This window comes from Myroides albus (assembly GCF_009711045.1).
GTDB lineage: Bacteria > Bacteroidota > Bacteroidia > Flavobacteriales > Flavobacteriaceae > Flavobacterium > Flavobacterium album_A.
Genome location: NZ_WMJX01000024.1, coordinates 1 through 12491 on the forward strand (window position 1 = coordinate 1; position 12491 = coordinate 12491).

Consider the following 12491-nt stretch of genomic DNA (forward strand, 5'->3'; position numbering starts at 1 on the left):
TTTGACAAGTCAAATATTCGCCCAGATGCAGCTATAGAGCTAATCAAGGTGGTAGAGGTAATGAAACTGTATCCAAATATGAAAGTAGATGTTCGTTCTCATACAGATAGTAGAGGAAACGATAACTACAATATGAGCTTGTCGGATCGCCGAGCAAAATCAACTGTGAAGTGGATGATCGAGCAAGGAATCGACAAGAGTAGATTAACTGNCGAGCAAGGAATCGACAAGAGTAGATTAACTGGCAAAGGATATGGAGAGAGTCAGTTGATAAATAAATGTAGCAACGGAGTACCGTGCTCGATTGAGGAACACCAACTCAATAGAAGAAGTGAATTTATTGTAATAGAATTATAATAGAAACAAGTGTGCTGTGCACAAACAACAAAACAATTTTTTTTCGACCATCCTGCTGTAGGATACAAAACTAACAGCACTTAGCCTTGAAAAGCCTTCCCATTTGGGAGGGCTTTTCTTATATAATGTTTCTAGTTGTATGAGTGTAATTATTATCTGTTTTGCAGAAGTATTACATTGACTGATGATACTAGTTTGTTGTTATGAATTTTATCAAGTGAATTCGCTTTATATCTTTAAAAAGTAAAGAGAGGTTTATATTTAAGTTATTGTATATATATTTTAGGAGCTATTTAATGTAACTTACTTAATATTAAATAAAATTACTGCATAAAATAATTTTGGCATGATTAATGTAGAAGAGGACATGCAACAAAAACAAAACAATAGATTAACTATAGCGTAAACAAATGACTTTACAAGTAGTTAGAAACTATACAAAAGTGCTTTGCACAAACAACAAACCCAAATTCTCTTAAACTCATAAAGGCTATCTGTTTACAGATAGCCTTTATTTTTTTACTCACTTAAGAATATTTTTGATTTATTTGGACTAATTATATTTTTAAATTATTGTTAAACTATAATCATTAGAAAAAGAATAAGTCGTTTTTTATCTAAAATTCACTGCTATATTACTTGTTATTAAAGCTTTTTTATAGAATAAAACATACTGAAGTAAAGTGTCATCGTAATTATATTGTTTTTATTAAATCTAAATTAATCTTATTTTAGCAAAAAATTTATACTTAAAACACAATGAAAAAAACACTTTTAATTTTAAGCTTATTTACTTTATCTTTTTTTGGAACAGCTTGTTCTAGTGACGATAACTCTTCAAAAGATACAGAGCAGGTAGTTAAACCAGACCCCGGTAAACAGGAGAATCTCCTTGTTGGAACATGGCAAATTAAAACTATTCACTTCACAAAATTTGTCGAAGAAGGTATACCAGCAAGTGATGCTTGTATGATAGAAGGTCTTACAGGTTATGAGTTTAAGAAAGATAAGACATTTGTATTTTTAGCAGGTGAGAACAGTGCATTTGACCCTTCTGCTAAAAAATACTGGGAATGGTCAGCAAACGAGAATAGTTTTGAAATTAAGCAATTAAATATCGCAATGCCTCCCTATAACTTTGGGTTAACGACATTGGATTTAAAAGTGGAGAAAAGTGGAGATACTCATACCATGAGCTTTAAAGCTGAGCTGGCAAATGGTTCTCAAGCTGATTTTGTCTTAGAGAAAACAAAGGTAGATCCGAGTATCGCTTCAAAAATAACACTACCAAATGGAGATGTGTTTTCATGTGGGTTGTTTAGCGATCCAGTTATTAAAAAGTCTGATCTATTAAATTCAACATGGGTATTAGAGAAAGGACAAGAAGTATTCAAACAAACTTTCGACACAAGTATTGAGGTTACTCAATCAGATAGAGCAAAATCTGTTTTAGTGTACTCGTTCTTACAAGCAGATAAGAGTTTATTCAAGTACACTTTTCCAATGGGAGTAATTTCTGCAAAAGAAGATACTTGGACTTGGGATGATAAACAAAAATCCTTTAAAACAGCTTATCATACAGAGAATAGCTTTGCAAAAAGTGATATGCGATTCACTGTACTTGTAAAGAAGATTTCGGATTCAAAACTTGAGTTTACTTTCACAGACGACAAGGGTACAAATCTAAAGAGAACCTTTGTTAAGTATGATACATTTATCTCTACAACTGATCAGCTTGACGGTATCAATGAAGTTTTAAATGAGATAGTAGCTGCAGGAGAGAAGAAATAACAATATATAAGTTAGGGAAGAGAATATGAATATATTCAAACAATGGGTAATGGCATTGATGCTGATTGTATCAGTGCCATTTTTTAAAGCAAGTGCAAGTGAAGTAATTAGTAATAATATACTACAAGGCCAGTGGAGAGTAAGTAAAGTAAACTTTCATAGTTCTCCTGCCGATAAACAGAATAAGTTTACAAGTTATCATATGCAACAGGGTATTGTTCGCTATGATTTTAAAGCCAATAATGAGTTTAGCTTTGTTGTTCCCAATAAGAAGAACAATAGACCGGAGGATGGAAGATACTGGCTCTGGAATAAAGAAGGACATGATGGTTTCTCTATCAATCAAATCTCGTTAAATAGTCCCCCATTTAACTTTGGTTTGACAGCTAAGATAACACAGGTGGATTCTTATAATACTTATAGCGTAATTACCTTAGAGGTCGTGTTTCATGCCGATCAGCAAACCGCTACTGTGACACTGACAAACTTAAATGATGTTAATTGGGATAATCCACCAATGATTTATGTAAATAATATTGCATTATGAAATGGCAGCTTACTCTTTTTCTTATCCTTTTTCCTTGTTTAGGCTACTCTCAAGTAATTGATCAACTTCAGGGACAGGTTGTAGATGGGTTAAATCAAACGGTAGCTAATGCAACTGTTTATCTGTTAGAAGCAGATAAACAAGAAAAGACAGATGCTCAAGGTAGGTTTTCTTTTGATGTTGTAATTAAGGGAAATTATACATTATTGGTAGAGGTTAGTAACCCTTTACAAGAAGGGATGATTCATCTTAGTAAAGATGCCGATTGGAAGAATGTGTCGATAAAGGTCAAGCCAAAGGATCGTTTATTAGATAATATTACAATTCAAGCAAAGAGCAAAAGCGAAAGATTGCAGCATGCTGCGATTAAATCTGATATTGTTCAGGTACAAACAAGTGCCATTAAATCTGCTTCTATAGAGGAGCTTATCAGTAGTACTCCAGGAGTGAAGGTTAGAAGTATAGGAGGGCTTGGGGCAAATAGCAATATAATAGTGGGCGGATTTACAGGTAATGCCGTTCGTTTTTTAGTAGATGACATTCCTATGGATTACCTCGGGAGTAGCTATGGTATTAACAAAGTTCCAACCAATATGTTGGAGCGAGTAGAAGTGTATAAAGGAGTACTGCCCTCCAAAATTGGAATTGATGCTTTAGGCAGCGCTATAAATCTTGTTACTTTAGAAAAAAAAGAAACTGCAGCCACAGTTTCCTATGAGACAGGATCTTATAACACGCATATAGGTTCTGTTAATGCAAGTGTTTTATTGTCACCGAATTGGAGTTTGGGAACCAATAGTTTTTACAATTATTCCGACAATAATTTTAAAGTAAATAACTTGCCTTATCTAGAGGAGAAAACAGGTAATACAACCTATATTAAAGCAAAGCTGTTTCACAATTCCTTTGAACAAGCAAACATGCAGTTTTACCTTCAAGGAAATGATTTTTCTTGGGCTGATAAAATCTCATTTAGTGTTCATTCTTATGAGTTGTCAAAAGATATTCAAAATGATGCTTATTCCAGAGCAAGAGCTTTTGGTAAGGCTTATAGGAAAGAAAAAGGGCGCTTTATACCAAGTTTAACTTATAAAAAGGCATTCTTAAATCATCGTTTGCAATGGAGCCAGTTTCTAGTTTATAGTAAGATAGATTATGAGCTATTTGACAAGACAAAGAACGTTTATTACGATTGGAAAGGTAATGCACATCAAACGGTATCTTCCTCTGAGATGGGAAATTTGGTCATCAAAGATGGTTATTTAAAAAATACTCAAAGCCAGTTTACCACAAGAGGTAATTTAAGTTATTTATTAAGTGATTATGTGTTGATTGAAAACAATACAGTCTTTAGTCACTATAATACAAAATCTACCTTAGATGAGCTTAATTCAAGTGGTACAAACTATCAAAAGTTAGTGAGCAGTTTTGCCATTGACTTTACTTTATTTGAGAGTCGCGTTTTTTTAAATACACAAGTCAAATTCTTGCATGGACACTTAAAGGCTAAATACAATGCTAGTGATAATCCCCATGAGCTGTTGGTTAAAGAAAAGACTGTGAGTAAAACGGGAATGAGTTTCTCCCAAGCTGTAAAGTATCAAATAGATAAGCAAAATTACATTCGTTTTTCTTACGAGAATACTTATAGGTTACCTGATAAGGAAGAATTCTTTGGTGATAATAATTTTGTTATTTCTAATTATGATTTGAATCCAGAGAAGAGTTATAACCTAAACTTGGGTTATACTTTCACAAATAAAAAGTTAGCTGCTCAAGTGAATACTTATTATCGAAAGACTACAGATTTAATTCGATTAAAAGATATTAATCAATATCAAGCTGTCTTTCTAAATTTAGATAAAGTAAAGGGATTCGGTGTAGAGGTGGATGTAAACTATAAGCCTATTAAGCACTTGGCTTTCTCGGCAAATTTAACTTGGAATGACTTTCGTTTAGAGTCAAGTAAAGACAATTTGTTAAATACCCAACACTATAAAAAAGCCAGGATAGCTAATATGCCTTTTTACTATACAAACTTTAGTGTATCGTATAATTTTAAAGACGTCTTATTAATTGATAGCGACTTGAGTTTATATTGGAACTACTCCTATGTACATCAGTACTATTTGGATTTTATAGAAAAGCAATTTGAACCTAATGGCCTTTTGGGCTTGTGGGGAGATTCTAAGATTAATACGAGTCGAATTATACCTGTGCAACATTTAAACAATCTTGGTATTGTTTATCAAAAGCATATTGGTAGACATCAAGTAGCTGTAGCGGCAGAGGTAAAGAACTTATTTAACCATGAGATTTACAATGAATTTAAAATGCAAAATCCCGGTCGTAACTATAGAGTGAAATTGACTTATAGTTTTTAAATATTTATATAAAAGCGATATGATACAATTTGTAAAAGGTCAAAAAACAATTGAAGTAGTGAAAAAGACAATAGAATTTTATGCGAGTTTTACTCGATATATGATGGTGGTTCTCTTTGTTGGGTTATTCAGTTCGTGTACAATTAATAACCTCAAGGAAGAAAGTAGCGATGCTAAGTTGAATTACGATAGCTTTAACTATGTCTTGGCTACTGAAGATGCATCAACTCCTGATATTACAAGATTCTTTTCTTTCACTTTATCCGAGATTGACAATAAACGAAATTATGACCTGATTAAGGACAATAGTATATTTACCAATTCAGACCCTTCGACATCTTCTGGCCATGTGTTTTACAAGGATTATATCTTTAGTATGGCTAAGGATAAAAAAGGATATTCTTCAACACCTGGGCTTTATAAACTCAAACTAAATAGTAGTAACCGCTTGTATATAGACAAAGAGATTAGTATTAACAAAGACAATTTATTTCCCTCGCGTAAGTTGTGTGTAGTGGATCAAAATACTGGTTTTTTCTACAATGAAGGTATTGCACCTCAGACTATTCAGCGATTTAACCCAACAAGTATGCAACTTGAAGGTAAAATTGATCTAAAGCCATTTATACAAAAGTTTAGACCAGAGGCTAAATGGGTAGATGAATCTGGGAATAACCTTGTTCGCACAGGTTCATTAGTTTTGGATCACAAACAAGGAAAGCTCTTTATTAGTGTGGTGTTCTTAGAAAAGGCAAGTTTTAACTTAATTAGCGAGAAGGAGAACAGCTTCTACCTAGCTGTGGTTGATATAGCTACAATGCGATTTGAAAAGTTTATTGCTTATGACAAGGCCAAAACAGTTAGCTTCTTTGTGTCAGAGAATCAGTCAACAACTAAAGACCAGCAGGGTAACTTATATTTTGCCTCTTGGGGGTGGAATCAGTTTTATTCCCATTTTCCTTCTCAAGTCTTTAGGATTAAAGAGTCAGAAACAGACTTTGACAAAGAATTTATTGTGGATATAGAAAAGCATTTTGGAACGCAGCATATCGTACAGTCAATTCTTTCCTATAACAACAAGCTTTATTTACATATCTCTCAAGGAGTTTATCGCTTTGATTCAAGTGAGGATAGTGCAACCAAGTTTAGCTTGCAAATGGGTTATTACGAGGTAGATCCCAAATCGCCAGATCAATTCAAAAAACTGGATATTCCTTTATCAAACCCTTCTTCGCGAATGAATGTATTTACAGTGGTAGATGATAAATTATTTGTCTGCGTACCTAATTCAGATCCCTTAAAGTTCAATGGGGTGTATAGTGTAGATAGAAATGGACAGGTTAAGAAGGTCTTGCAAATTGCCAATAAGTATAAGCCAACAAGATTTTATAAGTTAGATCCTTATGGTCAGTAAATAACAGAATAATATATCTTAAGTTAATTATTAATTCAATCCTGAAAAGGCAGTGGGTGGTAGATTTTACTCCTGCTGCTTTTTTTATGGCTAAAAATATTACTCAAAATGGCTTTCAATAGCCGCGTCTTAGTTGAATTCTTTCACGTTTTAGCGGGGTTAATTGTTGTTTTAGTCGTGTTTTTATCCCATTGGGTAGAAAATTTAAAGGCGATGGAACAACGAGAAGCTATCTTTGTAGTGTAAGTAAAACACCCATTAAAAATTACAAAACAGGTTTTTAGAGTTCAAGTGATTTTGTTTTGTAAAAGTACTGTAGTAATCAACAGTTCGTACTAGGTTTATATTAAGTATTAAAGGTTTGTTTATTGTGAGCAGATTACTACAAAAAAAAGCTTGTAATCCCTATTTATAGGAGATTATGAGCTTTTTCATTTTAATATCTATTCTTTGAAGTAACCCAAAAGAATAAGCCTATACTCATTGTAATAATAGAGGAGAAAGTTTCCCAATTTTTGTTCTCAGCCTCGAAGATAAATTTATCGTTATTAGAGTCTTTATACACCTTAACATTTTGACTTTGTTTAAGGTCGCTTGTAACTGTTTTAGGTAGTTGTTTGATGTATATTTTATCTTGAAATTTAAAGTGGATATTATGCTTGTCTTGATAATTTGATTCCTGCAGAATTTCCACCATAGTACTTTGACCAAAAAGAGCAATTCTCTTTTCGTCTGTATTGTATAAAAGCATGATAATGGATAAGCAAAAGATAATAATGCCTGCTATTTTTAGTTTGTTTTTCATAATAAATCCAAAATCGTTGTTTGATTTGTATACAAATATATATAAAAAGTAATTACTTTAACATAATTAAGATTAAAATAGTTTTTTATTGTTAATTCGTTGACTAATATTTTTGAAACTGATAAAAAATGTCAGTTTTAAGTATGTGTTATAAAGTCATAAAAAGTATTAAATTTTTGTAGGCTTGTAAAAAAAGGTCTACTTTCATAATGTATTATAAATACATAAATAAAATATTAAACGTATGAAAAAGATTTTATCAATTTTGATGTTGTTCGCAATAACAACCACAGGAGTTATGGCGCAGACAGTTAACAGGTTAGATCCTTCTATTTTTCCATCTCCAGAGAAAGGATATAAACAGGTATTAATAGAGGTACCTTTTTCTAAAAATGACAATGATAAGAAGATTGAGTTTTCCGTTGGCAAGGTAATGGAAGTAGATGGTTGTAATAATTTTGGATTAGTTGGAACTTTAAAAGAAAAGAATTTAGAGGGATGGGGATATACTTATTATTCTTTTGAATCTAAAGGTGATGTATTTTCAACTATGATGGGATGTCCGGATGCTGCTAAAAGGAATATATTTGTTAGTGGTAAATCAGAACTTGTAAGATATAACGGTAGATTACCTATTGTAGTTTATATACCTGAGGATATGGAAGTGCGTTTTAAAGTGTACAAAACCGATGGAGAAGAGTATTTTGCTAACGAAGTAAAAACCAAGAAATAATTACAAATTGCCAAATTTATAAAACGAAAAAGGAAGATAGTTAGCTATTTTCCTTTTTTTGTGTATTATTAGTAAAAATTAAAAAGTATTAAAATATTCTAAATTAAATTTTGTGACTTGTTTTATATAATTAGTATATTTACTCCATAAAATTAAACACGATTATGAAAAAAAGAAATTTAGTAGCTATGGCTACTTTAGCATTAGCTATCAGTTTTGTAAGTTGTAAGAATGACAAAAAAACAGAAACAGAAACTCCAGCAGTAGAGCAAAGTACTGAAACTAAAAAAGAAGTAGTAGATGAACATACATCTCAAAATTCATTAGATTGGAGTGGAACTTACCAAGGTGTAGTACCATGTGCTGACTGTCCTGGAATTGATACTACTATTGTATTAAATGAGGATGGAACTTTCACAAGAGTATTAGTTTACCAAGACAAAGCAGATGGTAAATTTGAAGACAAAGGAACTTTTGCATGGGATGCTGCCGGATCGGTTATCACTTTAAAAGTTGATGATAAGGAAGAGACTAAGTACCAAGTAAGAGAAGGTGCTCTTGCTCAATTAGACCAAGAAGGAAAAGCTATTGAAGGAGAACTTGCTGAGAAGTATCTTTTAGCTAAAAAATAAGATATTATTTACAAATAAATAATTAAAAACCCTTAAGTTAGTTCTTAAGGGTTTTTTTGTATAATGTCATAGATATATCGTTGTAATATGAAACAAAAAATTGAGACACTCACAGCCTCTAAGATGCTTGGAGAAGACACTTGGGATATTACCTTGTTTAAGCATACCGAGAGAGGCAGAAACGATTTAATTGCTCCACATAAACACGACTTCTATTTATTGTTGTTTGTCGAATCTGGTAGTGGTATTCACGATATTGACTTTAACACCCATAGGGTAGAGGATTTTCAAATCCACTTTCTTCGACCAGATCAGGTTCACTATTGGAATATGAGTGAGAAAACCAAAGGCTTCCAACTTTTGTTTTCAAAGATAATGCTCAACAGTTTTCAGCTTTTGAGTCCACTTCCTTTTTTTTATGTGGGTATGCCTTGTGTATTAAACTTAAACCAAAAGCAGTACAAGGATTTGAAGGTTAAGTTACTTGCGTTGGAAAAGCAACTTAAGCTGACTAATCGATTAGATCGTGAGATAGCATTACTTGAATTTCACACCCTACTAAAGCATATACATAAATTATATCAAGAGGCTTTTGAATTAACAAGTCTTGGTAAGGTAGATAACAAGATATTGGAATTCGAAGCCTTACTCGAGCAATATTATTCATGCCAGAGTCAAGTGTCTTTTTATGCTGATAAGCTTAAAATCACCTCTAATTATTTGAATATAAAATGTAAAAAAATACTTGGTGTAACAGCAAGTGAGCTGATACAAAACCGCATAATACTCGAGGCTAAGCGCCTTTTAACAACTACCAATGCTTCGATTAAGGAAATTGCCTTTAATTTGTCTTTTAACGATACCCCTTACTTTAATAACTTTTTTAGAAAGCACACTCAACTAACTCCAGGTGAGTTTCGCAAAAGTTATAATATTTACAATAAACCAAAGTAAATTCACAATTTGTATTTTCCTTAGCCTTGTATCTTTGTCAGAGATGTTATTGTTATAAAAACAAAGGCTTATGAGTAGAATTGTCAAATATTGGTCTTTATTATTGTTTGCTGTATTGATGAGTTCTACTGTGTTGGCAAATTGTTCGAGTGATAATAATTCTAAATCAATATCAACCGAGCAAGCCAATCAAACTATGGAATTTTTCCAGGCAATAGACAAACAAGATATAGCTCAAGTAAAACGGCTAATTAGGGATAAAGCAAATTTAGAAGTTGTCAATAAAAAGGGACAAACTCCCTTAATGTACGCTCTATACAAGGCATATAATGATATTGCATCTTTATTAATTGATGCCGGTGCAAATGTCAATGCCCAAGATGATATGCTCAATAGTCCTTTTTTGTATGCTGGAGCTGAAGGGAATTTAAAGATTGCGCAAAAGGCGTTGAGTCATGGAGCTGACTTTCAAGTGTTTAATCGCTATGGGGGAACTGCTTTAATACCAGCAGCTGAAAAAGGTCATTTAGATATGGTTATTCTACTGGCCAATACCAAAGGCTTTCCGATTGATCACGTGAATAATTTAGGGTGGACTGCTATTATGGAAGTGGTATTAATAGGTAAGGGAAGTATGCAAACCCAGATTCAAATTACCAAGGAGCTCATTAAAGCTGGGGTGGACGTGAATATCCCAGATAACAAGGGAGTCACTGCCCTAAGCCGCGCTATTGAGTTAGGTAAAAAGCAAATTGCTGAATTAATAAAAAACGCAGGAGGGAAGTAATAAGCCTTAAAGGTAGAGTAATACAGAAATAAGAAATTGACAATGATTAATCGCAAAGAGTTTTTAGGAATGGCTGCTGTAGCTACATCGGGTATTTTTATGCCTACTGTAGGATATAGTAAAAATAGGGAACAACAAGAAGAATTATTAGCTATAGCAAACAGCGAAGAGTTTATTCTTAAAAACGTGCGATTAGAAATAGGATTTGAGTATAATGATGATAACAAAGTAAAGGCAACTAAGACAGCGCTTTATAACCTTCATATCAAAGATGGAGTTATCTTGGAGCTTACCACAGGTGATTTATCAGTTGTAAATGTAAAGCAAATTGATGCAGGTGGTCTTTTAATGCTTCCAAGTTTTAGCGATATGCATATTCATATTGACAAGACTTTTTACGGACAAGGGTGGAATGCAGAGCCAATCAATGCACGTTCGGTAAAAGATATGATTGAGCTGGAGCGACAAATATTGCCTGATATGCTTTTAAATTCGACAAGCAAGGCTGAGAAGGCAATAACTCTATTAAATAGCAAAGGTAGTTGTTTTGCCCGTTGTCAAACCAATGTAGAACCTACAAGTGGACTACGAAGTTTAGAGAATTTGAAAATTGCTATTGATAATAAAAAAGATAATATAGAATCAGAGATAGTTGCTTTTCCACAACATGGTATTATTTATTCAGACAGTGAGAAGTTATTAAGAGAAGCAGCAAGTTTAGGGGTTGATTATATAGGAGGGCTTGATCCAACAACGGTAGATGGGAATATGCAAAGGTCGTTAGATATTATGCTCTCGGTAGCCTTAGATTATAACAAGGGAGTAGATATTCACTTGCACGAGTCTGCAAAAACAGGTATAGCTGCAATAGAATATCTAATTAATAAAGTTCGTGAGAGTAAAGCATTACAAGCAAGAACTTATATCAGTCACGGCTTTGCCCTTGCTCAGATACCACAAGTAGAGTTAGAGGCCATTTGCGAGGAGTTCGCTGATTTAGGTATTGGAGTTATATCTACAGTGCCAATTGGAAAGACAATTATGCCTATACCTACTTTTTATAAGTACAAAGTTAAAGTAATGACTGGTACAGATAGTATTGTAGATCACTGGTCTGTATTTGGTAGTTGCGATATGCTTGAAAAAGCTAGATTATCGGCAGAACTTTATGGATGGAGAGATGAATTTCACTTAAGTAGAGCATTAAAGATTGCTACTAAAGATCAGCAGTTGCCATTGGATGATAAGGGAAAGATGCAATGGCCTAAAAAATCAGATCAGGCCAGCTTTGTTTTAGTAGATGCAAGTTGTTCTGCACAAGCCGTAGCTAGATTACCTAAAAGGGAATATGTCTTTTACAAAGGCAAAAGAGTAGTTTAATTAATAAAGATTAGTAATACATTTTTAAGTATTTTTTTTTCATAGCCCAATTTTTTTTTAATTCAAATCACTCTCAATCAATTGCCCATGATAGAGAGTGAGAACTCAAAAAAATAGACCTTTTATACTTTAGTGTCTTTTTTGATTTGAGTTATTTTAACAAGTAAGTAATTAGACTTTCTAAGTTAAGTGTTTTATTAGCCAGTAATCTTTTGGATTGCTGGCTTTTTTGATTGCTTTAAAAGCACAAAAAAGGGCTATAGTAAACTATAACCCTTGTCATTAAAATATAGAAAATACAATAATTATTATTTTGCGTATACACTTTCTTTTTGGAAATGTACAGTTAGTAAATAGTACACAACCGCTCTGTATTTGTTTTTATTTGATTGACCATATTGATTCAATACTTTCGCAATTCCTTCATCCAATTTTGGAGAATCTTTTAATCCTAATTTTTTGATTAAAAAATTGTTCTTTACTGTAGCTAATTCAGATTCTGAAGTTCCTGCTACAGTAGAAGAGTCTTTGTTGTAAATAGAAGGACCACATCCGATAGTTACTTTCTCTAATAAGTCCATTTTTGGAGTTACACCGCATTTTTCTTTTAAATCAGCAGCATACTTTTCAATTAATTCAGCTCTTTTACTCATAGTAATTTTATTTAATTTTTTTGTATGTACAAGATAGTTAAAATATTTGAATAC

At 32.8% G+C, this 12491-nt stretch carries 13 protein-coding genes; 11 read left to right on the plus strand and 2 right to left on the minus strand.

Features of this window, described 5'->3' with window-relative positions; genetic code table 11:
- From GJV76_RS10845 to GJV76_RS10870, 6 genes are all read left to right on the plus strand, one after another.
- Window positions 1-357: OmpA family protein (locus GJV76_RS10845; protein WP_155092639.1), on the plus strand; the 357-nt coding region annotated here is incomplete at its 5' end.
- Window positions 358-1116: 759 nt separating this feature from the next.
- Complete coding sequence (locus GJV76_RS10850; RefSeq protein ID WP_155092640.1) at window positions 1117-2148, plus strand: hypothetical protein; 1032 nt, start codon at window positions 1117-1119, stop codon at window positions 2146-2148.
- A gap of 25 nt (window positions 2149-2173) precedes the next feature.
- On the plus strand, window positions 2174-2695 hold the full coding sequence (locus tag GJV76_RS10855; protein ID WP_155092641.1) for a hypothetical protein: 522 nt from the start codon (window positions 2174-2176) through the stop codon (window positions 2693-2695).
- A complete protein-coding gene (locus GJV76_RS10860) occupies window positions 2692-5079 on the plus strand; it encodes a TonB-dependent receptor (protein ID WP_155092642.1) in 2388 nt (795 codons plus the stop codon). Before GJV76_RS10855 ends, GJV76_RS10860 begins: the two co-directional genes overlap by 4 nt.
- A 19-nt stretch (window positions 5080-5098) precedes the next feature.
- Window positions 5099-6493 (plus strand): hypothetical protein, encoded by a 1395-nt coding sequence (locus tag GJV76_RS10865; protein ID WP_155092643.1) that lies wholly within the window; start codon window positions 5099-5101, stop codon window positions 6491-6493.
- A gap of 108 nt (window positions 6494-6601) precedes the next feature.
- On the plus strand, window positions 6602-6739 hold the full coding sequence (locus GJV76_RS10870) for a hypothetical protein (protein WP_155092644.1): 138 nt from the start codon (window positions 6602-6604) through the stop codon (window positions 6737-6739).
- A gap of 190 nt (window positions 6740-6929) precedes the next feature.
- Here GJV76_RS10870 and GJV76_RS10875 read toward each other — a convergent pair whose 3' ends face one another.
- Window positions 6930-7298, minus strand: a complete 369-nt coding sequence (locus GJV76_RS10875; protein WP_155092645.1) for a hypothetical protein — start codon at window positions 7296-7298, stop codon at window positions 6930-6932.
- A gap of 244 nt (window positions 7299-7542) precedes the next feature.
- On the opposite strand from GJV76_RS10875, the gene GJV76_RS10880 reads away from it, so the two are divergent.
- The 5 genes from GJV76_RS10880 (at window position 7543) to GJV76_RS10900 (ending at window position 11784) form a co-directional block, all read left to right on the plus strand.
- Window positions 7543-8031: an ecotin gene (locus GJV76_RS10880; RefSeq protein WP_155092646.1), complete on the plus strand. Its 489-nt coding sequence runs from the start codon at window positions 7543-7545 to the stop codon at window positions 8029-8031.
- Between the two features lie 164 nt (window positions 8032-8195).
- Complete coding sequence (locus tag GJV76_RS10885) at window positions 8196-8663, plus strand: copper resistance protein NlpE (RefSeq protein ID WP_155092647.1); 468 nt, start codon at window positions 8196-8198, stop codon at window positions 8661-8663.
- A gap of 87 nt (window positions 8664-8750) precedes the next feature.
- Window positions 8751-9617, plus strand: a complete 867-nt coding sequence (locus GJV76_RS10890) for an AraC family transcriptional regulator (RefSeq protein ID WP_155092648.1) — start codon at window positions 8751-8753, stop codon at window positions 9615-9617.
- 70 nt (window positions 9618-9687) lie between these two features.
- Entirely contained in the window at window positions 9688-10404 is a 717-nt protein-coding gene (locus GJV76_RS10895; protein ID WP_230381537.1) for an ankyrin repeat domain-containing protein, read from the plus strand.
- A 42-nt stretch (window positions 10405-10446) separates the two neighbouring features.
- Entirely contained in the window at window positions 10447-11784 is a 1338-nt protein-coding gene (locus GJV76_RS10900; RefSeq protein WP_155092649.1) for an amidohydrolase, read from the plus strand.
- A 308-nt stretch (window positions 11785-12092) separates the two neighbouring features.
- On the opposite strand, the gene GJV76_RS10905 is transcribed toward GJV76_RS10900, so the two are convergent.
- Entirely contained in the window at window positions 12093-12437 is a 345-nt protein-coding gene (locus tag GJV76_RS10905; protein ID WP_155092650.1) for a DUF2853 family protein, read from the minus strand.
- Between the last annotated feature and the right edge of the window lie 54 nt (window positions 12438-12491).

Bases quoted from the DNA above. Each gene is read 5' to 3' on its own strand.
- GJV76_RS10900 (WP_155092649.1), top strand. From the start codon at position 10,447: ATGATTAATCGCAAAGAGTTTTTAGGAATGGCTGCTGTAGCTACATCG.
- GJV76_RS10855 (WP_155092641.1), top strand. From the start codon at position 2,174: ATGAATATATTCAAACAATGGGTAATGGCATTGATGCTGATTGTATCA.
- GJV76_RS10860 (WP_155092642.1), top strand. From the start codon at position 2,692: ATGAAATGGCAGCTTACTCTTTTTCTTATCCTTTTTCCTTGTTTAGGC.
- GJV76_RS10895 (WP_230381537.1), top strand. From the start codon at position 9,688: ATGAGTAGAATTGTCAAATATTGGTCTTTATTATTGTTTGCTGTATTG.
- GJV76_RS10885 (WP_155092647.1), top strand. From the start codon at position 8,196: ATGAAAAAAAGAAATTTAGTAGCTATGGCTACTTTAGCATTAGCTATC.
- GJV76_RS10850 (WP_155092640.1), top strand. From the start codon at position 1,117: ATGAAAAAAACACTTTTAATTTTAAGCTTATTTACTTTATCTTTTTTT.
- GJV76_RS10905 (WP_155092650.1), bottom strand. From the start codon at position 12,437: ATGAGTAAAAGAGCTGAATTAATTGAAAAGTATGCTGCTGATTTAAAA.
- GJV76_RS10880 (WP_155092646.1), top strand. From the start codon at position 7,543: ATGAAAAAGATTTTATCAATTTTGATGTTGTTCGCAATAACAACCACA.
- GJV76_RS10870 (WP_155092644.1), top strand. From the start codon at position 6,602: ATGGCTTTCAATAGCCGCGTCTTAGTTGAATTCTTTCACGTTTTAGCG.
- GJV76_RS10890 (WP_155092648.1), top strand. From the start codon at position 8,751: ATGAAACAAAAAATTGAGACACTCACAGCCTCTAAGATGCTTGGAGAA.
- GJV76_RS10875 (WP_155092645.1), bottom strand. From the start codon at position 7,298: ATGAAAAACAAACTAAAAATAGCAGGCATTATTATCTTTTGCTTATCC.
- GJV76_RS10865 (WP_155092643.1), top strand. From the start codon at position 5,099: ATGATACAATTTGTAAAAGGTCAAAAAACAATTGAAGTAGTGAAAAAG.